Below are 24,670 nucleotides of genomic sequence, written 5' to 3' on the forward strand. Positions count from 1 at the left end.
TCAGGAGACGGCAGCCAGTGCATCCGGCAGGGTGAAACGGCCCGCGTAGAGAGCCTTTCCGACGATCGCGCCCTCGATACCCGCCCCGGTCAGCTCCGCGATGGCCCGCAGGTCATCCAGGCTCGACACCCCGCCCGAGGCGATCACAGGTGCGTTCGCCACACCTGCGACCTGCGCAAGCAGCTCAAGGTTCGGACCGGTCAGCGTGCCATCCTTCGTCACATCGGTGACGACGTAGCGCGAACACCCCTGACCGCGCAGACGTTCCAGTACCTCCCAGAGATCGCCGCCGTCGCTGACCCAGCCGCGGCCCCGTAGCCGGTGCTCACCGTCCACGATCTGCACGTCAAGCCCTACGGCCACGCGCTCGCCGTGGCGCGCGATCGCGGAGGCACACCACTGCGGATCCTCCAGTGCGGCGGTACCGAGATTGACTCGGGCGCAGCCGGTTGCCAGGGCTGCCGTCAAAGACTCGTCATCGCGGATGCCACCCGAGAGCTCTACTTTCACATCGAGCTCGCCTACCACCTGTGCCAGCAGCTCGCGGTTGGAACCACGACCGAAGGCCGCATCCAGGTCCACCAGATGCACCCACTCGGCACCGTCGTTCTGCCACGCCAAAGCCGCATCGCGGGGTGAACCGTAGGTGGTTTCGCTGCCCGCCTTGCCCTGCACGAGGCGCACTGCCTGACCATCGGCGACGTCAACCGCCGGTAATAGAACGAGACTCAAGAGATTCCCTTCACCCAATTGCTCAACAACACGGCCCCCGCATCGCCACTCTTCTCCGGATGGAACTGAGTGGCAGCAAGTGCCCCATTCTCCACTGCCGCGACAAATGGCACGTGATGGGTCGCCCAGGTCACCAGCGGCTTCGCGATCGGTGAGTCGACGGGCGTTTCCAGCTCCCATTTCTGTACGGCGTACGAGTGCACGAAGTAAAAACGCGTGTCGGCGTCCAGACCTGCGAACAGATCCGATTCGGCCGGCGCATCGACGGTGTTCCAGCCCATATGCGGGATCACTGGAGCATCCAGGCGGCTGACCACACCGGGCCACTGACCGCAGCCCTCGGCGTCGACACCGAATTCGATGCCGTGGCTGAACAGGATCTGCATGCCGACGCAGATGCCCAACACAGGGCGGCCCCCGGACAGCCGCACGTCGATGATCCGCTCACCGTCGATACCGCGCAGTCCCTCCATGCAGGCCGCGAAGGCGCCCACCCCGGGCACGACAAGACCGTCGGCGTTCAGCGCCGTGTTGGCATCGGCGGTCACCGTGACGTCGGCACCGACCCGTTCCAGCGCGCGCTGTGCCGATCTCAGATTGCCCGAACCGTAGTCGAGGACAACGACTTTAGGTCCAGCACCGGTCACAGGCTGCCCTTGGTCGACGGCACTCCGGTAACCCGGGGATCGGGTTCCACCGCTTGGCGCAGCGCTCGGGCGACAGCCTTGTACTGCGCCTCGGTGATGTGGTGCGGGTCGCGGCCGTACAGCGTGCGCACATGCAGCGCGATCCGGGCGTTGAGCGCCAACGACTCGAACACGTGCGCATTGATGACGGTGTGGTAGGGAACCGAAGAACCTGCGATTGTGGTGTGCAGCAGGTGATCCGGTTCGCCGGTGTGCACACAGTACGGTCGGCCGGAAACGTCCACCGCCGCGTGGGCCAGGGTTTCGTCCATGGGGATGAAGGCATCACCGAACCGGCGAATTCCCTTCTTGTCACCGAGCGCCTCGGCGAGCGCCTGGCCGAGAGTGATGGCGGTGTCCTCCACAGTGTGGTGCGCCTCGATCTCGGTGTCGCCCTTGGCCGTGATCGTCAGATCGAAACTGGCGTGGGTACCGAGAGCCGTGAGCATGTGGTCGAAGAACGGCACGCCGGTGTCGATGTGCACCCGGCCGGTGCCGTCCAGGTTCAGTTCCACCACAATGTCCGACTCGCGGGTGGCGCGCGCCACGCGTGCCACCCGATTCCACGCCGATGCCGTCATGAGGGCGCACCTTTCTCTAGGTCCGTCGCAGCCAGATTGTCGCTGACCTTCAAGAACACGTCATTCTCGCTCGCCAACCCGATGGTGACGCGCAGAAATCCCGGAATGCCGACATCACGGATGAGAACACCCGCGTCGAGATAACGCTGCCAGCTCGCGGCCGAATCGGTGAATCGGCCGAACAGCACGAAGTTCGCGTCACTGGGAATGACCTCGAATCCGCTGGCCGATAACGCTTCCGATACCCGGATACGTTCGGCGACCAACGTCGCGACGCTGCCGAGGGTCTCGGCGCCATGTTTCACCGCGGCACGCGCGGCGGCCTGGGTGAGCACGGAGAGGTGGTACGGCAGTCGCACCAGCAATAGCGCATCGATGACCGCCGGTGCCGCCACGAGGTACCCCAGCCGCCCACCGGCGAAGGCAAAGGCCTTACTCATGGTGCGGCTCACGATCAGCTTCGTCGGATACTCGTCGATCAACGTGATTCCGCTTGGCGCTGAGGAGAACTCGCCGTATGCCTCATCCAGGATCACGATGCCCGGAGCCTCGTCGAGGATCTGCCGCAAGTCCTGCAGCGGAACCGACTGTCCTGTCGGGTTGTTGGGACTCGTCACGAAGATGACATCGGGCTGACGCGCTCGAATCGCGTCGACCGCCGCACCGGCATCGAGCGAGAAATCTTCCAGGCGCTGAGCCTGCATCCATTCCGTCTGGGTTCCATCGGAGATGATCGGGTGCATCGAGTACGACGGCGTGAAGCCCAGCGCGCTGCGCCCGGGCCCGCCGAAGGCCTGCAGCAGCTGCTGCAGTATCTCGTTGGAACCGTTTGCCGCCCAGACATTCTCGGCAGCGACGGGCACTCCGGTCTGCCCGGTCAGGTATGCCGCCAGATCCGTGCGCAGGGCCACCGCGTCCCGGTCTGGGTATCGGTGCAATTCCGCGGCCACCTCGCGAACCGACGCGGCGACGTCCTCGATCAGGCCGTCCGATGGTTCGTGCGGATTCTCGTTGGTGTTCAGCCGCACCGGCACGGTCAACTGGGGTGCGCCGTAAGGATTCTTGCCACGCAGGCTGTCCCGCAGCGGCAAGTCTTCCAGCCGGGCCGCGCCTCCGATCAGATCGCTCATGATCGCTCGAACCTGCGCCGAACTGCCTCACCGTGCGCAGGCAGATTCTCTGCGTTGGCAAGCGTAATCACGTGCCCGGAAACCTCTTTGAGGGCGGCCTCGGTGTAATCCACGATGTGAATGCCGCGCAGGAAGGTCTGCACGGACAGCCCACTGGAGTGCCGTGCACACCCGGCAGTGGGCAGTACGTGATTGGATCCGGCGCAGTAGTCACCGAGGCTTACCGGCGACCACGGGCCCAGGAAGATCGCGCCGGCACTGCGCACACGGGCGGCCACGGGCACGGGATCGGCAGTTTGAATTTCCAGGTGCTCGGCCGCATAGGCATTCACGACCTTGATTCCAGCGCTGAGATCGTCGACGAGAACGATTCCCGACTGGGGGCCGGTCAACGCCGCGGTGACACGTTCGGCATGCACGGTCGTCTCCAGCTGTGCAGCGGTCTCTTTCACCACCGCATCGGCCAGTTTTTCACTCGTGGTGACGAGCACGCTTGCCGCTAACACGTCGTGTTCGGCTTGGCTGATCAGGTCGGCGGCCACATGCACCGGATCTGCCGTCTCGTCGGCGAGGATGGCAATCTCGGTGGGGCCTGCCTCGGCATCGATGCCCACCAGCGACCTGCACAACCGCTTGGCCGCGGTCACGTAGATATTGCCGGGCCCGGTAATCATGTCGACCGGAGCAAGTTCGCCGCCATCGGTGTCGACGCCGCCATGGGCCAGTAGCGCGATACCCTGCGCACCGCCGACCGCCCAGATCTCCTCAACTCCAAGCAACTGCGCCGCCGCGAGAATCGTCGGGTGGGGCAGCCCGCCGAACTGCGCCTGCGGCGGTGAAGCGATGACGAGGGAACCGACTCCGGCCGTCTGCGCCGGCACGACGTTCATCACGACGCTCGACGGGTACACGGCGTTACCGCCGGGAACGTACAAGCCGACGCGTTCCACGGGTACCCATCGCTCGGTCACGGTGGCGCCATCGGCGACGGTGGTCACCGTGTCCTGGCGGCGCTGATCGGCGTGCACCGCCCGCGCGCGCAGGATGGCCACCTCGAGTGCGTCGCGCACCGCGGGGTCCAGTTCGGCGAGGGCGCGCTCCCGCTCGGCCGCCGGCACGCGAACGGTCTCGGGGCGGACACCATCGAACTCGGCGCAGTACTGAAGTGCCGCCTCGGCGCCGCGGTCTCGGACCGCTTCGACGACCGGCCGCACCGTCGGGAGCACGGCGTCGACGTCGGTTCCGCCCCGCGGGAGCGCAGAGCGCAGATGGGACGGGGACAGGCTTGCACCACGCATGTCGATACGGCGAAGCAGCGTCGTGCCGCCTGCACCAAGAGCATCTGCTGGGGTGGGTCCGTCGATCACATCCGCCATTCTCCCAGAGCTGCTCAACACCATTTACCACGCAGTCACCGGTTGTGTGTGACGCACGTCTAACTAGACTCGTCCACGAAAAGCCGCACCGACCCACAACGATCGGATCATCGATGTCAGCAAACCATCAGCCCGGCGTGCCCATGCTTCTGCCTGACTGGCTTGAGCGAGCTCAGATCAAGTTCATCAACCCGCTCATGGCCCCTATCGCACGCTTTCTGCCTTCATTCGCCACCGTTACGCACTTCGGCCGCACCTCGGGCGCCAAGTACGAAACCACTGTGAATGCATTCCGCAAAGGCAATGTCCTCTCCATCGGACTGATTCACGGCAAGACCAACTGGACGAAGAACGTGATCGCCGCCGGCGGTGCCGACATCACGCTCTTCCGCGGTAAGCAGATTCATGTGATCAATCCGCGCATCGTGGAGCAAGGCCAAGGGGATCCGGGACTGACCCGGGCGACCCGCCAGGTGAATAAGCGCGCGGGAGTGTTCGTCGCCGATATCGCTTAGTAGATATTCATCAGCTGTTGAATTTCTGGGTGAGTCGTGCCCATACTGAGGCGTGTCTGATTTCGAACAGCTGGTCCGTGACCGGTCCTCGATCCGTGATTTCTTGTCGACACCTGTCCCCCGGGATGTTCTGTTGGCTGCCCTGGAGACGGCACAGCACGCGCCATCGAACTCGAACATCCAGCCGTGGCGCGTCGTCATCGCCGAAGGCGCGATACGCGAGCGCCTGAGCGAGTCGTTGGTGGCCTGCGTGCGGACCAACGGCTTGGGCCGCATGGAGCTGCCCGACGAATACAACGCCCGGCGGTTCGCTGTCGGAGTCCAGGTCTACGGGGCGCTCGGTGTCCAGCGCGGCGATGCCGAGGCACGTTTGGAGGCCGGGCTGCGGAACTTCAGGTTCTTCGGTGCACCCACTGCCGCCATTGTCGGGGTGGACTCTCGTCTGGGTCCGGCCGATATCGCCGGAGTCGGCATGTACCTGCAGACGCTTGTCCTGGCCCTGCAGTCGCGCGGGATCAGTTCGTGCATGCAGGTCGCTCCCGCCATGTTTCCCGAAGCGATTCGCCCGGTGCTCAAGCTGCCCGAGAGTCTGAATCTGGTCTGCGCGGTGTCCATTGGCTACGCGAATCCCGATGCCCCGGTGAATGCTGTACGCGCCCCGCGCGACCCGGTCAGTGCCAATGTCACGTTCCTGGAATGAGGAACTCCTGTTCGGGACGGCCGGTGGTGCCGTACCGCAACCGCATCTGCAACTCTGAACTTCCCACCAGTGAGGCCAGGTAGCGCTGCGCGGTCGCACGTGAGATACCCACCGCCACAGCTACTTCCGCCGACGACATGGGCGAGCGCGCATCCAGAATCGCATGCAGGACGATCTGCTTGGTCGGCGACGCCGCGGCTGCGGCGCGCGGCACGCCGACACTGGGCCGCAGGGACTCCAGGGCGGCGTCCACCTCGGCGGGGCTGAGCTCGTCACTGTGCAGGATCTTGCGGTACCGGGCGTACGCAGTCAGCCGCGCCACCAGCGAGGCGTTGGCGAATGGCTTCACCAGATAGCTCGCAGCACCGGCGATCAATGCCTGCCGGATCGTGGCGCCGTCGACCGCCGCCGACAGGATCATGGCGTCACAGCGCAACTCGCGCACGAAGTCGATCCCGGACCCGTCGGGAAGGTACACGTCGACCAGTGCGAGATCGACGTCGGTCGACCGCGCCACCTCGTGAGCGGCACCGATGCTGTTCGCAGTCGACACAACCGTGAATCCCGGTACCGCATCGACAATCCCGGCATGCAAGTTGGCCACCCGGAAGTCATCGTCGACGATCAGCACCTTGATCGTGGTTTCGTTCATCCCGGGTCCTTCCCGTCGGTCTCGGTCATCACCGATGGCATCCGCGCACTGAACTCCGCACCCGCAAGCCCGGGGCCTGCCCCCGCTGCCGTCGCCAGCCACACATCGCCGCCCAGCCCCCGGGCGATCTGACGCGACAATGCCAGGCCCACTCCGCGGCCACCCGGTACAGCGGCATGCTCCTTGGTCGAGATCCCTTCTGCGAAAGGATCATCCGCCACGCATTCGGCAACACCGTCACCGCTGTCGGCGACACTGATATGCAGCGTAGAACCATCCTGAACCACACCGACCTCGACCCGACGTTGCGAGTCGGCCCCGGTACGTGCCGCATCGATCGCATTGTCGATCAAATTGCCCAGCACAGTCGTGACATCAACGGGATGCACGAGAGTGCCGGATACCCAGGTGTTGTCGCCCAGTGTCAGGGTGACGCCCGCCTCGCGCGCGTTCGCGGTCTTCGCCGCCACAAAGGCCTGAAGATAGGGATCGCCCAACGTCTCGATATCCGGAAGTGCCGCACCCAGCGGTCCGGTACCGAGCAACTCGTCCAGGAGCCGGGCAGCCTCCTGCGTCCGGTTTCCATGCACCAGCCCGCTCAGCAGGTGCAAGCGGTTAGCGAACTCGTGCCGCTGCGCCCGCAGTACGGCGCTCATCGACTGGACCGCATCCAACTGCCGAGTCAGGGATTCGACATCCGTTCGATCACGCACGGTGAGCACCGCACCAAGCTCACGCCCAGCCCGGGTCACTTGCCGTGCGGTCACCACGACAACCCGGTCACCTACCGTTGCCAGAACCGGCGCCGCCGACTTCTCCCGAAGTACCCCGAGAATCCTTGGCGTCAAGCCGATATCGCTATCTGGCTGCCCGGTCACCTCATCCAGCCCCAGCAGACGTTTCGCTTCATCGTTGACGACTGTCGTGCGCCCCTCGACATCCACGGCGAGGACCCCTTCGCCGATACCGTGGAGAACCGCCGCTTGTTCTCTGACCAACTCGGCCAACTCAGCGGGCTCCAGGCCCAGAGTGAGGCTTCGCCACCGGCGAGCCAACAACACCGAGCCGCCGATTCCGAACAGAAATGCCACACCGACAACGCATCCCGCGATCCTCAGATCCGAGAACAATCTGTCGCGCACAGCGGTGGTCGATACGCCGACACTGACCTCCCCCACCACGGTTGACGAACCAGGCTGCCGGACCGGCACTTTGGCCCGTACGGAGCCTCCCAGCGTCCCCGTCTCCTCGACGACCACATCTCGTCCGGCAAGAGCGCCCGACGGATCGGTGCTGACGGGGTGGCCCAGTCGCTCCTGCGTAGGGTGCGCCAGCCGCAGCCCATGCTCATCGGTGATCACCACGAACAGCGCGTCGCTGCGCTCCAGCACCGCAGCAGCGATGTGTTGCAGCGGCCCATCGGAGAGCTCATCGGTGAGGCCCTGTCCCGGAATGAGCGTGCCCTGCGCATACTCGGTAACCCGTGCCCGTACCTCCGGCATGGCCGCCACCGTTCCCGCGATCGCCAGCGCCCGCTGGCCGTACTCGGAGGAAAGCCGCCGATCGCCGACCGCGGCGAGCACCGCGAACGCCAAACCCAATGCCAGAAAAATCACGGCGACCTGCAGGAGAAGCACCTGCGTGCGCAATCGCAGCACGGTGCGCTTCCCGGAACCCATGTGCCCGAGCCTAGGCAGGCCGTGCGCAGAATGCGCAAAACTGACGAAATCCACGATTTGCGCGGGTAGTGCGCACAAGCAGAAATCTGTGACGCCCACCACTTATGTTCAGTCTCCGTCGGCTAGCGAAGGAGAAGGCAATGACGCTTCCACTCATCGAACTTCAGGGCGCAACCAAACGGTTCCCCTCCAATCGAGGCGACGGTATCCACACCGCGGTCCGAGATCTGAACATCGACATCGGCGCCGGGGAATTCGTCGCCGTCGTCGGCCCCACCGGATGCGGTAAATCGACCACCTTGTCCCTCGTGTCCGGACTTGAACCGCCATCGGCCGGCCGTGTCCTGGTGCGCGGCGAGGACGTATCCGATATCCCCGCAGGGGTGGGCTATATGTTTCAGCAGGACGCGGTCCTGCCGTGGAAGAACGTGATCGACAACGTCGCCCTGGGTCCGATCTATCGCGACGCGAGCAAGGACGCGGCCCGTGAGAGGGCAGCAACCTGGGTCCGGACCGTGGGCCTGGCCGGGTTCGAGAAGTACTACCCGCATCAGCTCTCGGGCGGGATGCGCAAGCGTGTAGCGCTGGCCCAGACCCTGGTCAACGAACCCGAGATTCTGCTCATGGATGAGCCATTCAGCGCCCTCGATGTACAGACCCGCCAGCTTATGCAGGACGAACTGCTGCGGGTGTGGTCAGGCACCGGAGCGGCGGTCATCTTCGTCACCCACGACCTCGAGGAGGCGATCGTGCTGGCCGACCGAGTGGTGGTGATGACCGCAAGCCCTGCCACCGTCTGTGGTGACTTTCCCATCACCCTCCCGCGTCCCCGCGATGTCGAAGAGGTGAGACTCACCGACGAATTCCGGACGATCTACCGCGAAATCTGGGAAACACTGCGCGATCAGGTCGAGGCCGCGCGCGCGAAGGGAGAGTCTCGTGTCGCATAGTCTGCTCATTCGTCCGGTGTCCGAAAGCGACGAGGACATCCTCGAGCGCGCCCGCCGCAACAAGCGTCGCAGCCAGATTCGAGTCTGGGGGTTGCGGACCCTGCTGGTGGTGGTGTGGCTGGCCTCGTGGGAGTTGGCCGCCACGCTATGGCTGGATCCCTTCTTCTACTCGAAGCCCTCACTGATCTGGGGCCGATTGATTGAGTGGTTCACCGTGGGCACCCAGTTCGGCTCGATATGGCTGCAGATCTTCACCACTGTGCAAGAGGCCGTTCTGGGGTTCCTGATCGGTACCGTCGCGGGAGTGACCTTGGGTGTGCTGCTGGGCCGCAGCCGCTATTGGTCGGAGGTGTTGGCACCGTTCATCAAGGCGCTCAACGCTGTTCCGCGCATCGTATTGGCATCACTGTTCATCATCTGGTTTGGTCTGGGGCTGAGTTCCAAGGTGGCCACCGTGGTGGTTCTGGTGTTCTTCGCGGTGTTCTTCAACGCGTTCACCGGTGCCCGTGAGGTAGATGGAAACGTGATCAACAATGCCCGGATTCTCGGTGCCAGCCCTACCCGCATCCTCACCTCGATCGTGCTACCCAGCGCGACAAGCTGGATTCTGTCGAGCCTGCACACCGCGTTCGGGTTCGCCCTGATCGGCGCCGTCGTCGGTGAATATGCGGGCGCTAGCAAGGGATTGGGCCTTTTGATCAGCAACGCCCAGGGCACATTCGACTCTGCGGGCATCTACGCCGGCATGATCATCATCACGGTCGTCGCCCTGCTCGCCGAATGGCTCATCGGTATCGCCGAATCCCGGCTGCTGAAATGGCGTCCCACTCAATCCAGTTCGGGTCACGGAGTGTAGTGATGAGAAGACACGTACTTACCTTCGTTCTCATCACCGCTGTGCTACTGACCGCTGGATGCCGCGACTCCCGGCACATCCCGATGGCCAATGGCAGACCGCAGGTCACCATCATGGTGGGCGGCCTGGAGAAGATCATCTATCTACCGGCGATGCTCACCCAGCAGCTCGGTCACTTCAAGAACAACGACATCGACGTGACACTGCTCAGTGAGCAGTCGGGTGCCACCGCGGAGACCGCGTTGCTCACTGGCGATGTGCAGGCGGTTGTCGGCTTCTATGACCACACCATCGACCTGCAGGCCAAGGAGCAATGCATTACCTCGGTGGTTCAGATGGCAGACGTTCCGGGTGAGGTGGAGCTGGTATCCGCCAGGGACACCGCGACCGTCTCGTCTCCCGCCGACTTCCGTGGCAAGAACCTCGGTGTCACCTCACTGGGGTCATCCACAGACTTCCTGACGCAGGCCCTGGCAGGTCAGGCCGGACTGAACACCGCCGACTACAACCGGGTCAAGGTCGGTGCGGGACAGACATTCATCGCCGGAATGAACCATGACGGCATCGATGCCGGTATGACCACGGATCCCACGGTGGCGCAGATGGTGAACGCGGGCCAGGCCAAGGTCCTCGTCGACATGCGCACCGAGGCCGGAACACGCCAGGCTCTCGGCGGTCTGTATCCGTCGACCGCGCTCTACATGCGGTGCGACACGGTGAAGGCGCATCCCGAGATCGTGCAGAAGCTCGTCACGGCATTCGTCCAGACGCTGCGGTGGATCAAAGAGCACTCCCCCGCACAAATCGCGGACAAGATGCCACCTCAATATGCGGGCGGAAACAAGGACCTGTACCTGCAGTCGATCGCCGATTCCATCGGAATGTTCAACGGTGACGGGTTGATGAAACCCGAAGGCGCACAGAATGCCTTACGCATCCTCGGGATGTATTCCAAGAATGTGGCGCCTGTGAAGCAGCGTATCGACATCACCGCCACCTACACGACCGAGTTCGCACGGGCCGCACTTCGGGATTGACGCTACATATCCAAACCGATGTCGAGCACTCGGGCCGAGTGCGTCAACGCACCCACCGCAAGATAGTCGACACCCGTCTTGGCGTAGGCGGCCGCCGTTTCCAGCGATAGCCCCCCGGAGGACTCCAGCTTGAGTTGCGGAGCGCGTGCATCACGACGCTGCGCGGCCACCTGGGTCTGCCAGACGGGAAAGTTGTCGAGAAGGACGAGTTCTGCCCCCTCGGCGATGACCTCGTCGAGCTGTTCGAGAGAGTCGACTTCGACCTCACACTCGATGTTCGGAGCGGCCGCGCGGACCGCCCGCAACGCGGCCACCACCGAACCGGCGGCCACCACGTGATTGTCCTTGATGAGTGCGGCGTCGCCGAGGCCGAGGCGGTGGTTCACACCGCCCCCGGCGCGCACCGCATACTTCTGCAGGAGTCGCAGTCCCGGAAGGGTTTTGCGGGTATCGCGGATCTGCGCGCCGGTTCCGTCGACAGCATCCACCCAGGCCGCGGTGGTGGTCGCGATTCCGGAGAGGTGACACACCAGATTCAGCATGGTGCGCTCGGCGGTGAGCAGATCGCGAGTGGGGGCGGTGACGGTGAGCAGCGGCGTTCCGGTGCCCACGCGCGTGCCGTCGGTGAGGCGATTATCGACGCGATAGTTCCCTGCGCCGACAACCTCGTCGAGAACGATGAGGGCAATGTCAATGCCGGCAACGACTCCCCCCGAACGTGTCACCATCGAGGCGCTGCACTCCGCGTCGGCGGGCACAGTTGCCTGGCTCGTGATGTCAGGGCCATAGCGGAGGTCTTCTTCAAGAGCACGCTTAACTGCCGAACGCGCCTCGGCGAGTTCGGTTTCCGTCAATGTTTCGGTCAACATGGCACCCCCGACGGTAGCGCAACTTCACATCCGTCTGCGTCGCGGCGCACCGGAAGACTCACGGCAAACTCGGGATCGGTGTCCGGCCAATCCGAGCGGGCATGGCAGCCCCGGGATTCGGCGCGGGCAGCGGCCGCACTGACCACAGCGGCGGCGGTCAGGGTGAGCGCGGCATCTTCCACATCACGTGGATTCATGCCGCTGGAATCGGACGATGTTGGGACGCATGAGCGTAACTCCTCGTCCAGTAGCTTGAGCCCGTCCGCATCACGCAGCACCGACGCCCAGCGAGTCATTGCTGCCTGAAGTCGTCGACGTTCGAGGCGTGTCTGCGCACGATCACGATCTGCGGCAATGGCCGACCGGCCAACTACCCGGGCGGCGGCCTCGCCCGCACGCCTGCCCACCACGAGTCCTTCCAACAAGCTGTTGGAGGCCAGCCTGTTTGCCCCATGCATGCCGGTACGAGCGACCTCTCCGGCGGCGAATAATCCGGCAATCTCCGTCTGGCCGTGGGGATCGGTGACAACGCCGCCGCAACTGTAATGCGCTCCCGGAACCACGGGGATGAGCTGGACCGCGGGATCGATACCCGCCGCCACGCACGCAGCGGTGATGGTCGGGAATCGGCCCGCGAAGTTGCCGATCGCGCGCGCGTCGAGGTAGACGCATTGATCTCCGGTTTCGCGCAGTCGGCGGGCGATCGCTCCGGCCACCACATCCCGTGGTGCCAGATCGCCCATCGGATGCACCCCGGCGGTCACCGGATCTCCGTGTTTATCAACAAGAACGGCACCTTCGCCGCGGACTGCCTCACTGATGAGAGGACGGCAGCCGGTGGCCCCGGGACTATGCAGCATGGTCGGGTGAAACTGGATGAACTCGATATCGGCCACCGGAGCACCCGTACGCAGGGCCAGTGCGATCCCGTCGCCGGTGGAGCCCGCTGGATTGGTGGTCGCCGAGTACAGATGTCCGAGACCGCCGGTGGCGAGAATCACGGCCCCGGTGCGGATCACGCCCAGACCGTCGCCGTTCTTGACGAGCACACCGCCCACACCGTCGGGCCCCGTGAGAACGTCGTGCACCACATGACTGCGCCGGATGTCTAGCGTCGCCGCGGCGTGATCGAGTGCCCGCTGCACCTCCGCGCCGGTGGCATCGCCGCCGGCGTGAATGATCCGACGGGTGCTGTGTCCGCCTTCACGCGTCAATGCCCACTGCCCGGTACGTGTTTCGTCGAATCGGGCACCGTCTTCCACCAGATCACGCACCGCGCGGTAGCCGTCCGACACGATGGAGCGCACCGCGTCGACGTCACACAGACCGGCCCCGGCGGTCAGTGTGTCCTGGACGTGCGCCTGGACCGAATCGTCCGTATCGGGAAGCACCACGGCGATACCGCCCTGGGCGAAATGCGTCGCCGTGGCTCCGACCTTGCTGAGCACCACGACCTTTCGGCCGAGGCGGTGTGCTGCGAGCGCCGCCGCCAATCCGGCTACACCCGCGCCGACGACAACCACATCGGCCTCGGCCGACCAGGTGGTCCCCGCCGGTAGCGTCATTCTCCGCCGCCGGGCTGTCCGATCTCAATCATCCGCTGCACACTGCGCCGGGCCAGCCGCGCGGTGTCCAGGTCCACATGTACCTCATCGCGGCCCTCGACGAGGCAGCGCAGCATGGCCGCGGGGGTGATCATCTTCATGTACGTGCACGAGGCACGGTCGTTGACCGCCAGGAAGTTCACGTCGGGAGCGGCCTTGCGCAGCTGGTGCAACATGCCGACTTCGGTGGCCACCAATACCTCTCGCGCCCGAGTCTCACGGGCCGCGTCGAGCATGCCGCCCGTGGACAGGATCTTCACCCGGTCGTCGGGGACGGCACCTTCTCCCGCCAGATAGAGAGCCGATGTCGCGCATCCGCATTCGGGATGCACGAACAGCTCGGCATCCGGGTGTGAACGCGCCTGTCCGGCAAGTTCGTCGCCATTGATTCCGGCGTGCACATGGCACTCGCCCGCCCAGATCTGCATGTTCTGACGGCCTGTCACCCGCTTGACGTGTGCGCCGAGGAACTGGTCAGGACAAAACAACACCTCGCGGTCCGGGTCGATCGACGCGACGACGTCGACAGCGTTCGAGGACGTGCAGCAGATGTCGGTAAGCGCCTTCACGGCCGCGGTGGTGTTGACGTACGAGACCACCACGGCGTCGGGAAACTCGGCCTTCCAGTCGCGCAGCTCCTCGGCGGTGATGGAATCGGCCAGCGAGCACCCGGCCCGCTGATCCGGGATGAGCACCGTCTTGTCCGGACTGAGAATCTTGGCCGTCTCGGCCATGAAGTGAACACCGCAGAACACAATGGTGTCCTCGGGCGCCTCCGCGGCGATACGGGAGAGCGCCAGTGAGTCGCCGACATGGTCCGCGACGTCCTGGATGGCAGGAAGCTGGTAATTGTGCGCAAGCAATGTGGCACCGCGCTGCTTGGCCAGCCGACGCACTTGCTCGGCCCAACGGGCATCGCCCTCCACCCCGGTGTATCCACCGGGGCCGTCGATCACGCCGTCAAGTACGACGTCAGCTGCCGTCATGGCCGCCTCCTCGCGCCCTTGGGTCTCGGTCAGCCTTCGGGCTGCATTTGGCCGACCGAGGTTTTCGACTTATGATCGAAAACATGGTCCATACTAGCACCGAGCACGAGGTGTTAGCCGTGGTGTTCCAAGTACGTCACTTCGAAGACACCGCAACCAGCGCAGATGCACCGACGCCCACTCCCGAACTTGCCGTGTTGCTCTGGCAGCGCGCGCTCGAACCGCACCGCGGCGCCTGGGCACTGCCGGGCGGCCGGGTCCGCGCCGACGAGGATCTCCCCTCCTCCATCCGCCGGCAGCTCGCCGAAAAGGTGGACGTGCGTGAGTTGGCACACCTCGAACAGCTGGCCGTGTTTTCTGCACCGGGGCGTGTTCCGGGTCCGCGCACCATCGCCTCGACCTTCCTCGGCCTCGTCCCCTTCCCTGCCACCCCCGAGCTTCCCGCCGACACCCAGTGGCACCGGGTGAGCAAGCTGCCCGCGATGGCCTTCGACCATCAGGTGATGGTCGAACACGCGCATACCCGCCTAATCGCCAAGATGTCGTATACCAACATCGGATTCGCCTTGGCGCCACAGGAATTCACGCTCTCGATGCTCCGCGACATCTACTGTGCGACGCTGGGATATCCCGTCGACGCGACCAATCTGCAGCGCGTGTTGGTGCGGCGTGGTGTGCTCACCCCGACCGGGACCACCGTGCGATCGGGCCGCAGCGGCGGTCGGCCCGCCGCGCTCTACCGATTCACCGACGACCGGTACCGGGTCACCGATGAATTTGCCGCGCTACGCCCTCCCGGCTGACGGGGACTAGCCTCTTAGAGTCTTCTTAGGGTATGAATGCCAGGGACCTTGAAGGGAGCTCGGGCATGGCACCCCACGACCTGGCGATATCCGGTGACGTCAAGTGGATCGGCGAACCGCCTCATCAGGAGCTCGAGCGCGGCGCGCGCCCGCTGCTACCCACCGAGGATCCGTTCTATCTGCCGCCGCGCGGATTCGAACACGCCCTGCCTGGCACCGTGCTGCGCACGCGCGATGTCGAGATCGGGTTCCTGGGCGTGATACCGCAGCGATTCACCGCGACGCAGCTGCTGTACCGCAGCAATGACCTCAATCGCCGCCCTGAAGCGGCGGTGACCACCGTTCTCACGCCCACCGGCACCGACCCGGCGGCATCCGTTCCGATCGTCTCCTACCAATGCGCCATCGACGCCGTCACCGACCGGTGCTTCCCCTCCTACGCCTTGCGCCGCGGTGCCCATGCGCTCGGCTCCTTCACGCAGCTCGAACTGCTCCTGATCGCGGCGCTGCTCGCCCAGGGCTGGGCCGTCTCCATACCCGATCACGAGGGCGTCGACGGGACCTGGGGAGCGCCGGAGGAGCCCGGGTATCGGGCGCTCGACGGAATTCGGGCGGCCCTGGACTGTGAGCGCCTCGGGCTGTCCCGGCGTGCGCCGATCGGACTGTGGGGGTACTCCGGCGGAGGACTCGCCACCGCCTGGGCGGCGGAAGTCAGTGCCGAGTACGCACCCGAGCTCGATATTGCCGGTGCGGTCCTCGGTTCTCCGGTAGGCGACCTGGGGCATACCTTCCGTCGCCTCAACGGCGGGCTGTTCGCCGCGCTGCCCGGGCTGGTCGTCGCCGCCCTCACGCACGTGTATCCGGGCCTCGAGCGGGTGATCGAGGAGCATGCGACGCCCCAGGGCAAGGAGTTCCTCGGTCGGCTCGAAGGCATGCCAACCTTGCGGGCGATCGTCGCCATGGCCTTCAAAGACATGGACGATCTGGTGGACCAGCCGCTGGATCAGCTCCTCGAGACCCCTGAGGTGCAGCATGTCTTCGAGAGCATCAAGCTCGGAAAGACCGTCCCCACTCCTCCGGTCCTCATCGTCCAGGCCGTGCACGACCAGATCATTTCGACGTCGTGCATCGACGAACTCGCCGAGACCTATCGCGGCGGTGGCGCCCACGTCGCCTACCACCGTGACCTGCTCAACGAGCACCTGCTGCTGCACCCGATGTCCGCACCCATGTCGATGGCATGGCTGCGCGCACGATTCGCCGGCGATGGCCTGGGCACGGAGCCGCGGCGTACGAGCTGGCCGCTGGCGTTGAAGCCCTCGACCTACCTGGGCCTGTTCAAGCTCGGCTGGGTGAGCGCCAAGGTGCTAGGCGGCCGTCCCCTCTAGAGAAGGGTCAGCTGTTCAACGCGGCAAGGGCGGCATCCACGGCAGTCTTCTTGACCTGTGTACGTGTTCGGCCCGCGTACTCGATGGTGCAGTCCGACAATCCGCCGAGGGCCACTGTCGCCCGAATCATCTGTACCGGCGAGGGTTTGGTGCCCGCCAGAAGTGTGATCAGCTTGCGTCGCCATTCGAGCATCCACTCGCCCAGCTCGATCTGTCCTAATGTAGCCAGGTCGCGCACGATGATGCCCAGCACCACGCGATGCGCCCACAGCACGTCGAAATAGTCCTCCAACAGTTGCCGCGCGTCCCGTGATCCGCCGGTGGCCAAAAACGCCTCCAGGTCGTCCACCATCGGCTGCACGATGCTCCGTACCAGATCGTCACGCGACGAAAAGTGGTAGTAGAGAGCGGGCTTGGTGATATCCAGCCGGGCCGCTATGTCCCGCAAGCTGGTGTTGCGCAGCCCCTGCTCGGCGAAGAGATCTCGCGCGACCGCTTGGATGCGCTCCCTGGTGTTGATCGCTACGGGCGCTTCGGGGGTCATCGTCCGATAATAGTCGCTGACTTTCCGGTCGGTAAGCAGTATGCTCGATTTACTTACCGATCGTTAAGTAAGGAGGCGGACATGCGGGTGCTCATTTCTGGCGCGAGCGTCGCCGGTCCCACGCTGGCTTACTGGCTGGCGCACTATGGATTTGACGTCACAGTGGTCGAACGCTCACCTACTCCACGCAAATCGGGGGGCCATGCCGTCGATTTGTTCAAACCCGCGATGGACATCGTGGAGAAGATGGGCGCTCTCGAGAGGATCGAGGCTCGTAAGGTCGGCACCGACCTGCTGTCCATCCATCGCGAGGGTAAGCCCGACCTGGTGGATCTTCCCGAGGCGCTCATCTTCTCGGCCGTCTCGCAGCGCCACGTCGAGATCATGCGCGACGATCTCAGCGAGATCCTGTATGACACCAGCTCCTGCACCGCCGAGTACATCTTCGGCGACTCGATCACCACGCTTACCGAGGACGGCAGCGGCGTTGACGTCACTTTCGAGACGGGCCCCGAACGCCGCTTCGAACTCGTCATCGGCGCGGACGGATTGCACTCGAATGTTCGCAACCTGGTATTCGGTCCCGAGGCAGGCTATTCGCATTGGCTGGGCGAATATCTCGCGGTCGCATCGATACCCAACTACCTAGAGCTGGACGACCGCGCTCTGATGTTCCCGCGGGTCGATCGGATGGCGGGCATCTACAGCGCCGCACTACTCCCGGATGCGCGCGCGTTCTTCCTGTTCCGCCCGCCGGCACCACTTGAGTACCACCACCGGGATGTACCACGGCAGAAGGAGCTATTGCGCGAGGCGTTCGCAGACTTCGGCTGGGAAGTGCCACGGATGTTGGCGCAGGTGGACGCGACCGACGCGTTCTACATGGACTCCATCACCCAGCTGCGGATGGACACCTGGTCAAAGGGCCGGATCACGCTCGTCGGTGACGCCGGATACTGCCCGGGTCCGGCGGTGGGCGGAAGCACCAGTCTGGCCGTGGTCGGGGCATATGTGCTCGCCGGGGAAATCGCGGCCGCGGCAGGCGATCACACTGGCGCCTACCCCGCCTGCGAAGCAGCCCTGGGTGAGTATGTGCGCCGGAGCCGTCAACTGGCCCTGACCGCTTCGGACACATTGGTGCCCAGGAACCGTTTCGGACTGTGGACTCTTGTTCACGGCGCACGAATCCTTGGTCATTTGCCGCCGCCATTGGCACGCGTCGCCTCCCGGCTTGTCGCGGCACGCGCGCTGAGCATCCACGATACCTTCGCCATCCGCGACTACCAGGGAATGATCCGCCCGTAGCACATCGACCACGGTCCGGATCAGGAAGCGCCAGAACGTCATTGGCGATGGTGATCAGCGCGTTGCTAGCCGACACCACCTCGTTGCGGTGGCCAATTCACGCGTGAGCACCCCGTACGCTGACATCCGGGTCGCTTCGAACCAGACAGAGGAGTGAGATGGACCGGACCGCCAATCCCATGTTCAAGGCGGGTATGGCCGCTATCACCGTAACCGCGTTGGTTGTCGCGCCAACGGCCGTTCCGCGCACGCCGCAAGCCATCTCGCTCCCCGACATCCGATCAGCCGCAGTTCGTCTGAGCTCATTCGCATTCACACCACAAGCCGACAACGGCCCGCTGGGCACGCTGACCGCGCTGAAGTTCCCGCTGCCGTCGAGCGCACCCGGGGCGTCCGACGCACCGGCCGGGCCGCTCCCGCTCGCTCCGATCACCAGCGCCAGTCTCCTGGCGCAGCCGCGTGCGGCTGCAGCCTCACCGGCCGCCCCCTCCGTCGAGCCGTCTCGGTCCAGTGCTCCCGTGGCCGCGGCTGCGGGTCCCGCTGTCGCGAACTCCATCACCAATGGCATCGATCAGGCCTATCAGTTCATCCAGTATTGGGTGGATTACGGCGTAGACCTGGCGCAGTGGGGTGCGGGGTTTGTTCCCGTCATCGGCGGCCTCGTCAGCGCGCAGATCGGCATCGTCTACGACAATCTTGTTCGGCCCATCGCCAACAGCTTTGTCTACAACCTCGTCGACCCGATCATCAACGACCCCAGCTTCTCCAACATCGTCAACTCGTTCGGACGATTCGGCAGTGACATCGTCAACTCCGTCATCAATTTCGCGTGGGCAGAGGCACGCTACTTCCTGCCACCACTGCCGCCGCTGCCCGGTTTGGCCCTGCAAGCGACGGCCGAATCGGTCGGTGCGACGCCCACTTCCATTCACGAGGCATTGGCGCCGTTCACCAAGGCCTTCAAGGACGCCCAGGCGCATTTCGCAGAGACTCTGGGCCTGACGAAAGCCGATCAGAAACTCGCAAGTCTCGAAAAGACCGCCATCACAGCGGAAACCACCACAGACATCACCAACGGCGCCGCTAAGGAAGACGACAAGACCGCGGCAGCAACCACCGCGGCTGTTGATAGCAAGGACCGCACCGAGACCAAGACTCTGGGCAAAGACAAGGCCGCCACCGCGGCCGTCGACAAGGACACGAAGACGGACGTGAAGGCAATCTCCGACACCAAGGAGACCGCGCCCGGCGCCACCAATCAGTCGCCCAAGGACGCTCCTAAAGACCCCACGCCCGGCAGCGCGGCGGCCGGTACCCCGGGAGATTCCGGCGAGGCGCTCACGGGTACCAAGCCAGCCAAAGATGTAGAGAATCTGAAGGATTCGACTAAGGAAGATAAGGCACCCACCGCCGCGGTGATCAAGGACAACACCGACAAGCCGGCCAAACCGAAGGCTCCCGCCGCCAGCACCACCGAGCACGGCACCGTCAGCGCACAGGGCACCGTCCGCGGACCCATCTCGCAGTCGACCACCGGACACCCTGCGGGGTCCGCCCCGGGCTCCCAGAACCCGACAGGCAAGACCTCCGATACCCCGGCACAGGGTGCGGAGTCGAAATCTTCCGAGACAAAGACCTCGGAGACGAAGACTTCCCAGACCAAGACATCGGAAACCAAGACATCGGAAACCAAGACATCGGTCACCAAGCCATCCGAGTCCAAGAGCTCCGGATCCAAGCCGCCGAGTACGTCGACGGCGCACGACTCGGCGAGCAAGTCCGCCGGATCGGCAAGCGGCTCGTCCAAGTCAGGTAGTGACGGGTCTAAGTCGAGCGGCGGCGGCCACGACTAAGCGGTCTCAGCGCTGTTGATGGCCGTCGGCGAGAAATTCTGCAGCAGAAAGTCATTCAGGCGCTGAGTAGATGCGGCACGGGTGGAGGTGCCCCACGCCAGCGCAATTGATCGGTGGTAGCCATCGCCGACCAGCGGTATCTCGCGGATACCTGGTGGTGTGCGGTCGTCATGCGGCAGCAGTGCGATGCCAAGCCCCCGGCTGATGAGTTCACGGATCGTGCCGAACTCGGTGACTTCGATGGCAATATTCGGGACGTAACCCGCTGCACGACACCAAGTCTCGGTGAGCTGCCGAAGGTTGTAGCTGGGCGGATTGGCGATGAATGTCTCGCCGGTCAGCTGGTCCAGGCGTAGCCCGGCCTCCCCGGCGAGCCGGTGATCCATGGGTACCGCGACCTGAATCCGCTGCGCACCGATCGTGGTGTGGTGCAGACGCTCTGGCGCGGGAATCACGACGGCGAGGTCGAGATTCCCGGTCATCAGCTCTGCGCCGAGCTCTGTTCCGTGCGCCTGTTTGAGCAGTACCCGGATACCCGGGTGTCGGTGCCGGAACGCAGCGAGCAGATCGGGGATATGGCCCGACCCCATGGTGAGCGGGAACCCGAAACGCACCGTCCCATGCTCCGGGTCCGCATCTCCGGTGAGCTCGCCAAGAGTGCGATCGAGTTCGGCCAGGGGCTCACGCGCCCGGGCCGCGAGGCGACGCGCCTCAGGGGTTAGCCGAACCGTCCTTCCGTCATGAATAAGCAGTGGCACCCCCAGCGCCGTTTGCAGCGAGTGGATTCGCCGGCTCATCGACGACTGCGGAATATCCAGCGCCAGTGCTGCCTGCGTCATATGCCCGTCATGCGCGGACAACTCCACGAGTGCCCGCAGCTGGGGAGCCAGTTGAGATGTCCATTGATCCATTATCGGATGGTACTTGCCCAATCATTCATTGGACGGAATGAATATCGGCGGCGGATGGTGGACGCCATGACGAACGTCCCGCGCACCTCCGGTGCCCATGACGATGCTGATGTGGTGTTGATCGGTGGCGGCATCATGTCGGCGACCTTGGGTTCGATGCTGTCAATCCTGGAGCCCGAATGGCGAATTGTGCTGCTGGAACGCGCCGACGCGCTCGCCACCGAGAGCAGTGGTCCCTGGAACAACGCCGGCACCGGGCACAGCGGATTCTGTGAACTCAACTACATGCCCGATCCCGCGGACGGCGCGAAAGCCACCGGGATCGCCCGGCAGTTCCACCTCAGCCGTCAGTGGTGGTCCTATCTCGCCGAGAACGGTCTGCTCGAGCCCGATGCGTTCATTCACCCGGCAGCACACATGGACGTGGTGTTCGGCCACCGGGATATCGACTATCTGCGGCGTCGATACGAAACACTCTCTGCCGAGCCGATGTTCACGGGAATTCGGTTCAGCGATTGCCCCACCACCATCGAGGACTGGGCGCCGCTGGTGATGCGTGGCCGCGCACCCGATGAACCCGTCGCCGCCACCCTGCATCCCGACGGGACCGATGTCGATTTTGGCGCCCTCACGCGTGCGCTGACACAGATGATCACCGATCGCGGTGCACAGGTGCGCCTGGAACATGAGGTACGCATACTCAACCGGGGCCGCGACGGCTCATGGATGGTGAATGGGCTAAATCCCCATGGCGACTTCACCATACGAGCCCGCAGCGTGTTCGTCGGCGCTGGCGGGCACGCGCTGAGGATACTGCAACGCGCCCGGCTTCCCGAGGTACGTGGTTACGCTGTCCTACCCGTAGGTGCCGCGTTCCTGCGGTGCGGGGATCCCGGCGTGGCGAACCGGCACACGACCAAGGTCTACGGCCAGGCACCCGTCGGCGCACCGCCGATGTCGGTACCGCACCTGGACAAACGCCTGGTTGGCGGGCGGCCGTATCTGATGTTCGGCCCCTACGCGACATTCAGCACCAAGCTCCTCAAACACGGCCGATGGATCGATTTCTTCACCACGGTGCGCTGGCACAACATGCATGTGATCGCGGCCGCGCTCGTCCAGAATCTTGCACTGATCGGATACCTGATCACACAGCTGGTGGCGGGCCCCCGCCAACGATTCGCCCAGTTGCGCCGCTACTACCCCACCGCCGAGCCCGGCGATTGGGAGTTTGTCCCGGCAGGTCAACGGGCACAACTCATCAGGCCGGATCGCCGGCGCGTGGGCGTACTCCAGCAAGGCACCGAACTGGTGGTCAACGCGGACCACACCATCTCGGGGCTACTTGGCGCCTCCCCCGGCGCCTCCACGGCGGTTCCGATCATGCTCGACGCCCTCCAACGCTGCTTCCCGGAGCGCTGGCACACGTCGTGGCGCACAACGATGTTCACCGCAATCCCGGGTGCCGCGGGCCCCGTCTGGGATACGGCGGCCGTCACCGACTCCGTACGGGTCACCGCACGCGCGCTGGGCCTCGACGAAACTAGGCCGTCGAGTTGACGCCGTCGACCGGCGGGACGGTCACGGGCACCCGGTACAGCGGGCCAGTCACCGGTGGCCAGGCATCGAGATCGTCACGCACACAAGCCACTACACAGAACATGTACGTGACCGCCGCCAAACACGGAGCCAGCGCCAGGGTGACGGCGATCTGAGCGGGCGTGTGACCGTAGAAGACAGCGGGAGCCTCGACGACGTACTTGATCCGATGTCCCTCGTCGAGCTGGGAACCGGCGATATCCAGTGCCCCGTAACGCAACCGGACCAGTGCGGCCCCGACACCGGCCGCGAGCGCCGAGCCTGCCAGGGCGCCCAGGGCGATCCCGCCCACCATCACCGGGCCACGATGCGCCCGCCACTGCCAGGCCGCGGCCGATACGACCACCGCAACCACCGCCGCCATCCCCGTCAGCAGCGTGGTCGCGATGAAGAAGTTGTCGGCCTGATTGCCCAGATGAACAAACACGCGGCCGTTGTCCCGGGTATCGGCGATGGCGCCGTGCACACCCGGTGCGATGACGCTCCACAGCGCCCCCACCAGTACCCCTGCAACGCTCAGGACACCGAAAACCACCGTGGCCGCCTTGACGTGTGAAAAACGCGGCGCGACAGCCTGATCCACGACCGCCGAGGTGACTATCGCGGGCGCCGCGGGCTCTTCGCCGGCGCTCATCGCTGCTCGAGCTGCTTGGAGTCCGTCTCACCATGACGTGAACACTTCGCGTGCCAACCATCCGGGCGCACCTGCACGATCATCCGCCGCCCGCACGCCGCACAGAATCGCGGCGGCTCCAAGCCAAGCTGTGCCGCCGTCGGCATGACCAGACCAGTCAACCCGTCCATTGATTCGCCGGTGTACACGTTGTACTTACCGGCGGCTACCGGTTCTGTACCCATCACGTACAGGCTATTGGTCACAGGCTGCTGTTGAGTGCCTTGATCGGCATCTGCAGATCGACGAGCAGTTCCAGGTCTGCCTCGGCCGGACGGCCCAGTGTCGTCAGGTAGTTGCCGACGATGACGGCGTTGATACCGCCCAGAATGCCCTGCTTGGCACCCAGATCACCGAGGGTGATCTCACGACCGCCGGCGAAGCGCAGCATGGTGCGCGGCAGCGCGAGACGGAACGCGGCAACGGCGCGCAGCGCGTCAGCGGCCGGGAGCACCTCAAGATCTCCGAAAGGCGTTCCGGGGCGCGGGTTCAGGAAGTTCAACGGAACCTCATCGGGTTCCAGCTCGGCCAGGTTGGCGGCGAATTCGGCGCGCTGCTCAAGCGTCTCACCCATACCGAGGATGCCGCCGCAGCAGACCTCCATGCCCGCCTCGCGAACCATCCGGAGGGTGTCCCAGCGCTCCTCCCAGCTGTGCGTGGTGACCACGTTCGGGAAGTGCGATTTGGCTGTTTCGAGATTGTGGTTGTAGCGGTGCACGCCCATTGCCGAGAGGCGATCCACCTGCTCCTGAGTCAGCATGCCTAGCGAGCAGGCGATCTGGATGTCGACCTCATTGCGAATGGCCTCGATACCGGCAGCGACCTGAGCCAGCAAGCGCTCGTCGGGGCCACGAACCGCGGCCACGATGCAGAACTCGGTGGCGCCGGACTTCGCGGTCTGCTTTGCGGCCTCGACCAGGCTCGGGATATCGAGCCATGCGCTGCGTACCGGAGAAGCGAAGAGACCGGATTGCGAGCAGAAATGGCAGTCCTCAGGGCAGCCACCCGTCTTGAGGCTGATGATGCCCTCGACCTCGACCTCGGGGCCACACCACTGCATCCGGACCTCGTGCGCGAGTGCGAGCAGCTCCTCGAGGCGCTCATCGGGAAGCTGGAGCACGCGCAGGACCTGATCCTGCGTCAGGCCCACCCCCTGCTCGAGCACCTGCTCACGGGCGGTAGCCAGTATGTCGCGATCCGTATCGCCCGCGGTGGTTGCTTCGGCTGCCTGAGTCACGCAG

At 64.8% G+C, this 24,670-nt stretch carries 25 protein-coding genes; 10 read left to right on the top strand and 15 right to left on the bottom strand.

Annotation, left to right across the window (positions count from 1 at the left end):
- The 5 genes from priA to hisD are packed head-to-tail and all read right to left on the bottom strand — an operon-like array spanning nt 1 to nt 4,505.
- On the bottom strand, nt 1-732 hold the full coding sequence (gene priA, locus RHO23_RS08500) for a bifunctional 1-(5-phosphoribosyl)-5-((5-phosphoribosylamino)methylideneamino)imidazole-4-carboxamide isomerase/phosphoribosylanthranilate isomerase PriA (RefSeq protein ID WP_030093383.1): 732 nt from the start codon (nt 730-732) through the stop codon (nt 1-3).
- A complete protein-coding gene (hisH, locus tag RHO23_RS08505) occupies nt 729-1,379 on the bottom strand; it encodes an imidazole glycerol phosphate synthase subunit HisH (RefSeq protein WP_070941034.1) in 651 nt (216 codons plus the stop codon). The genes priA and hisH overlap by 4 nt, the downstream gene beginning before the upstream one ends.
- The gene (gene hisB, locus RHO23_RS08510) at nt 1,376-1,999 is read right to left on the bottom strand and encodes an imidazoleglycerol-phosphate dehydratase HisB (protein WP_070941035.1); all 624 of its coding nucleotides are present in this window, start codon (nt 1,997-1,999) and stop codon (nt 1,376-1,378) included. Before hisB ends, hisH begins: the two co-directional genes overlap by 4 nt.
- Complete coding sequence (locus tag RHO23_RS08515; protein WP_064408911.1) at nt 1,996-3,129, bottom strand: histidinol-phosphate transaminase; 1,134 nt, start codon at nt 3,127-3,129, stop codon at nt 1,996-1,998. The genes hisB and RHO23_RS08515 overlap by 4 nt, the downstream gene beginning before the upstream one ends.
- Entirely contained in the window at nt 3,126-4,505 is a 1,380-nt protein-coding gene (gene hisD, locus RHO23_RS08520) for a histidinol dehydrogenase (RefSeq protein WP_232783264.1), read from the bottom strand. Before hisD ends, RHO23_RS08515 begins: the two co-directional genes overlap by 4 nt.
- Nucleotides 4,506-4,648: 143 nt before the next feature.
- On the opposite strand from hisD, the gene RHO23_RS08525 reads away from it, so the two are divergent.
- Nucleotides 4,649-5,020, top strand: coding sequence for a nitroreductase family deazaflavin-dependent oxidoreductase (locus RHO23_RS08525; protein WP_070919993.1), 372 nt, complete (start codon nt 4,649-4,651; stop codon nt 5,018-5,020).
- Between the two features lie 52 nt (nt 5,021-5,072).
- Nucleotides 5,073-5,720 (top strand): nitroreductase, encoded by a 648-nt coding sequence (locus RHO23_RS08530; protein WP_064408912.1) that lies wholly within the window; start codon nt 5,073-5,075, stop codon nt 5,718-5,720.
- Here the strand turns inward: RHO23_RS08530 and RHO23_RS08535 are convergent.
- Together RHO23_RS08535 and RHO23_RS08540 are read right to left on the bottom strand one after the other, a co-directional pair.
- Entirely contained in the window at nt 5,704-6,372 is a 669-nt protein-coding gene (locus tag RHO23_RS08535) for a response regulator (RefSeq protein WP_070919994.1), read from the bottom strand. The genes RHO23_RS08530 and RHO23_RS08535 overlap by 17 nt on opposite strands.
- Nucleotides 6,369-8,051, bottom strand: a complete 1,683-nt coding sequence (locus RHO23_RS08540; RefSeq protein ID WP_234798204.1) for a sensor histidine kinase — start codon at nt 8,049-8,051, stop codon at nt 6,369-6,371. Before RHO23_RS08540 ends, RHO23_RS08535 begins: the two co-directional genes overlap by 4 nt.
- Nucleotides 8,052-8,191: 140 nt before the next feature.
- On the opposite strand from RHO23_RS08540, the gene RHO23_RS08545 reads away from it, so the two are divergent.
- Genes RHO23_RS08545 through RHO23_RS08555 form a run of 3 tightly spaced genes read left to right on the top strand, consistent with a single transcriptional unit; the run spans nt 8,192 to nt 10,894 of the window.
- Entirely contained in the window at nt 8,192-9,001 is an 810-nt protein-coding gene (locus RHO23_RS08545) for an ABC transporter ATP-binding protein (RefSeq protein ID WP_423488937.1), read from the top strand.
- Complete coding sequence (locus RHO23_RS08550; RefSeq protein WP_030093393.1) at nt 8,991-9,857, top strand: ABC transporter permease; 867 nt, start codon at nt 8,991-8,993, stop codon at nt 9,855-9,857. Before RHO23_RS08545 ends, RHO23_RS08550 begins: the two co-directional genes overlap by 11 nt.
- A 2-nt stretch (nt 9,858-9,859) precedes the next feature.
- Entirely contained in the window at nt 9,860-10,894 is a 1,035-nt protein-coding gene (locus RHO23_RS08555; RefSeq protein WP_057965871.1) for an ABC transporter substrate-binding protein, read from the top strand.
- A 2-nt stretch (nt 10,895-10,896) separates the two neighbouring features.
- Here the strand turns inward: RHO23_RS08555 and nadC are convergent, their stop codons facing one another.
- The 3 genes from nadC to nadA are packed head-to-tail and all read right to left on the bottom strand — an operon-like array spanning nt 10,897 to nt 14,353.
- On the bottom strand, nt 10,897-11,763 hold the full coding sequence (gene nadC / locus RHO23_RS08560) for a carboxylating nicotinate-nucleotide diphosphorylase (protein ID WP_070941037.1): 867 nt from the start codon (nt 11,761-11,763) through the stop codon (nt 10,897-10,899).
- Nucleotides 11,757-13,328, bottom strand: a complete 1,572-nt coding sequence (locus tag RHO23_RS08565; protein WP_070941038.1) for an L-aspartate oxidase — start codon at nt 13,326-13,328, stop codon at nt 11,757-11,759. Before RHO23_RS08565 ends, nadC begins: the two co-directional genes overlap by 7 nt.
- Nucleotides 13,325-14,353, bottom strand: coding sequence for a quinolinate synthase NadA (gene nadA, locus RHO23_RS08570; protein ID WP_046253784.1), 1,029 nt, complete (start codon nt 14,351-14,353; stop codon nt 13,325-13,327). Before nadA ends, RHO23_RS08565 begins: the two co-directional genes overlap by 4 nt.
- An 83-nt stretch (nt 14,354-14,436) precedes the next feature.
- On the opposite strand from nadA, the gene RHO23_RS08575 reads away from it, so the two are divergent.
- Entirely contained in the window at nt 14,437-15,156 is a 720-nt protein-coding gene (locus tag RHO23_RS08575; protein ID WP_064410317.1) for an NUDIX hydrolase, read from the top strand.
- Between the two features lie 65 nt (nt 15,157-15,221).
- Nucleotides 15,222-16,544: a lipase family protein gene (locus RHO23_RS08580; protein WP_070941039.1), complete on the top strand. Its 1,323-nt coding sequence runs from the start codon at nt 15,222-15,224 to the stop codon at nt 16,542-16,544.
- A gap of 7 nt (nt 16,545-16,551) precedes the next feature.
- Here RHO23_RS08580 and RHO23_RS08585 read toward each other — a convergent pair whose 3' ends face one another.
- Complete coding sequence (locus tag RHO23_RS08585) at nt 16,552-17,088, bottom strand: TetR/AcrR family transcriptional regulator (RefSeq protein WP_070941040.1); 537 nt, start codon at nt 17,086-17,088, stop codon at nt 16,552-16,554.
- A gap of 81 nt (nt 17,089-17,169) precedes the next feature.
- Here RHO23_RS08585 and RHO23_RS08590 point away from each other — a divergent pair, with 81 nt between their 5' ends.
- Together RHO23_RS08590 and RHO23_RS08595 are read left to right on the top strand one after the other, a co-directional pair.
- Nucleotides 17,170-18,393: an FAD-dependent monooxygenase gene (locus RHO23_RS08590; RefSeq protein WP_070941041.1), complete on the top strand. Its 1,224-nt coding sequence runs from the start codon at nt 17,170-17,172 to the stop codon at nt 18,391-18,393.
- A 158-nt stretch (nt 18,394-18,551) separates the two neighbouring features.
- Entirely contained in the window at nt 18,552-20,246 is a 1,695-nt protein-coding gene (locus RHO23_RS08595; protein WP_070941042.1) for a hypothetical protein, read from the top strand.
- On the opposite strand, the gene RHO23_RS08600 is transcribed toward RHO23_RS08595, so the two are convergent.
- Nucleotides 20,243-21,157 carry a LysR family transcriptional regulator gene (locus RHO23_RS08600; RefSeq protein WP_070941043.1) on the bottom strand — a complete coding sequence of 305 codons (915 nt, stop codon included), beginning with the start codon at nt 21,155-21,157 and terminating at the stop codon, nt 20,243-20,245. The two genes, RHO23_RS08595 and RHO23_RS08600, sit on opposite strands and share 4 nt — an antisense overlap.
- A gap of 66 nt (nt 21,158-21,223) precedes the next feature.
- Here RHO23_RS08600 and RHO23_RS08605 point away from each other — a divergent pair, with 66 nt between their 5' ends.
- Nucleotides 21,224-22,717 carry a malate:quinone oxidoreductase gene (locus RHO23_RS08605; RefSeq protein ID WP_109535810.1) on the top strand — a complete coding sequence of 498 codons (1,494 nt, stop codon included), beginning with the start codon at nt 21,224-21,226 and terminating at the stop codon, nt 22,715-22,717.
- Here the strand turns inward: RHO23_RS08605 and RHO23_RS08610 are convergent.
- The 3 genes from RHO23_RS08610 to bioB are packed head-to-tail and all read right to left on the bottom strand — an operon-like array spanning nt 22,701 to nt 24,666.
- Nucleotides 22,701-23,390, bottom strand: coding sequence for a DUF2567 domain-containing protein (locus RHO23_RS08610; RefSeq protein ID WP_423488938.1), 690 nt, complete (start codon nt 23,388-23,390; stop codon nt 22,701-22,703). The genes RHO23_RS08605 and RHO23_RS08610 overlap by 17 nt on opposite strands.
- Nucleotides 23,387-23,635 (bottom strand): hypothetical protein, encoded by a 249-nt coding sequence (locus tag RHO23_RS08615; RefSeq protein ID WP_081346398.1) that lies wholly within the window; start codon nt 23,633-23,635, stop codon nt 23,387-23,389. Before RHO23_RS08615 ends, RHO23_RS08610 begins: the two co-directional genes overlap by 4 nt.
- The gene (bioB, locus tag RHO23_RS08620) at nt 23,632-24,666 is read right to left on the bottom strand and encodes a biotin synthase BioB (RefSeq protein WP_030093407.1); all 1,035 of its coding nucleotides are present in this window, start codon (nt 24,664-24,666) and stop codon (nt 23,632-23,634) included. Before bioB ends, RHO23_RS08615 begins: the two co-directional genes overlap by 4 nt.
- Nucleotides 24,667-24,670 lie beyond the last annotated feature (4 nt).

Source organism: Mycobacteroides sp. PCS013 (assembly GCF_049532645.1).
Lineage (GTDB): Bacteria > Actinomycetota > Actinomycetes > Mycobacteriales > Mycobacteriaceae > Mycobacterium > Mycobacterium gwanakae.

Excerpts from the sequence above, each read along its gene's own strand:
- hisB (WP_070941035.1), bottom strand. The coding sequence starts at position 1,999 with ATGACGGCATCGGCGTGGAATCGGGTGGCACGCGTGGCGCGCGCCACC.
- RHO23_RS08515 (WP_064408911.1), bottom strand. The coding sequence starts at position 3,129 with ATGAGCGATCTGATCGGAGGCGCGGCCCGGCTGGAAGACTTGCCGCTG.
- hisD (WP_232783264.1), bottom strand. The coding sequence starts at position 4,505 with ATGGCGGATGTGATCGACGGACCCACCCCAGCAGATGCTCTTGGTGCA.
- RHO23_RS08525 (WP_070919993.1), top strand. The coding sequence starts at position 4,649 with ATGCTTCTGCCTGACTGGCTTGAGCGAGCTCAGATCAAGTTCATCAAC.
- RHO23_RS08535 (WP_070919994.1), bottom strand. The coding sequence starts at position 6,372 with ATGAACGAAACCACGATCAAGGTGCTGATCGTCGACGATGACTTCCGG.
- RHO23_RS08540 (WP_234798204.1), bottom strand. The coding sequence starts at position 8,051 with ATGGGTTCCGGGAAGCGCACCGTGCTGCGATTGCGCACGCAGGTGCTT.
- RHO23_RS08545 (WP_423488937.1), top strand. The coding sequence starts at position 8,192 with ATGACGCTTCCACTCATCGAACTTCAGGGCGCAACCAAACGGTTCCCC.
- RHO23_RS08555 (WP_057965871.1), top strand. The coding sequence starts at position 9,860 with ATGAGAAGACACGTACTTACCTTCGTTCTCATCACCGCTGTGCTACTG.
- nadC (WP_070941037.1), bottom strand. The coding sequence starts at position 11,763 with ATGTTGACCGAAACATTGACGGAAACCGAACTCGCCGAGGCGCGTTCG.
- RHO23_RS08565 (WP_070941038.1), bottom strand. The coding sequence starts at position 13,328 with ATGACGCTACCGGCGGGGACCACCTGGTCGGCCGAGGCCGATGTGGTT.
- nadA (WP_046253784.1), bottom strand. The coding sequence starts at position 14,353 with ATGACGGCAGCTGACGTCGTACTTGACGGCGTGATCGACGGCCCCGGT.
- RHO23_RS08575 (WP_064410317.1), top strand. The coding sequence starts at position 14,437 with ATGGTCCATACTAGCACCGAGCACGAGGTGTTAGCCGTGGTGTTCCAA.
- RHO23_RS08580 (WP_070941039.1), top strand. The coding sequence starts at position 15,222 with ATGGCACCCCACGACCTGGCGATATCCGGTGACGTCAAGTGGATCGGC.
- RHO23_RS08585 (WP_070941040.1), bottom strand. The coding sequence starts at position 17,088 with ATGACCCCCGAAGCGCCCGTAGCGATCAACACCAGGGAGCGCATCCAA.
- RHO23_RS08590 (WP_070941041.1), top strand. The coding sequence starts at position 17,170 with ATGCGGGTGCTCATTTCTGGCGCGAGCGTCGCCGGTCCCACGCTGGCT.
- RHO23_RS08595 (WP_070941042.1), top strand. The coding sequence starts at position 18,552 with ATGGACCGGACCGCCAATCCCATGTTCAAGGCGGGTATGGCCGCTATC.
- RHO23_RS08600 (WP_070941043.1), bottom strand. The coding sequence starts at position 21,157 with ATGGATCAATGGACATCTCAACTGGCTCCCCAGCTGCGGGCACTCGTG.
- RHO23_RS08605 (WP_109535810.1), top strand. The coding sequence starts at position 21,224 with ATGACGAACGTCCCGCGCACCTCCGGTGCCCATGACGATGCTGATGTG.
- RHO23_RS08610 (WP_423488938.1), bottom strand. The coding sequence starts at position 23,390 with ATGAGCGCCGGCGAAGAGCCCGCGGCGCCCGCGATAGTCACCTCGGCG.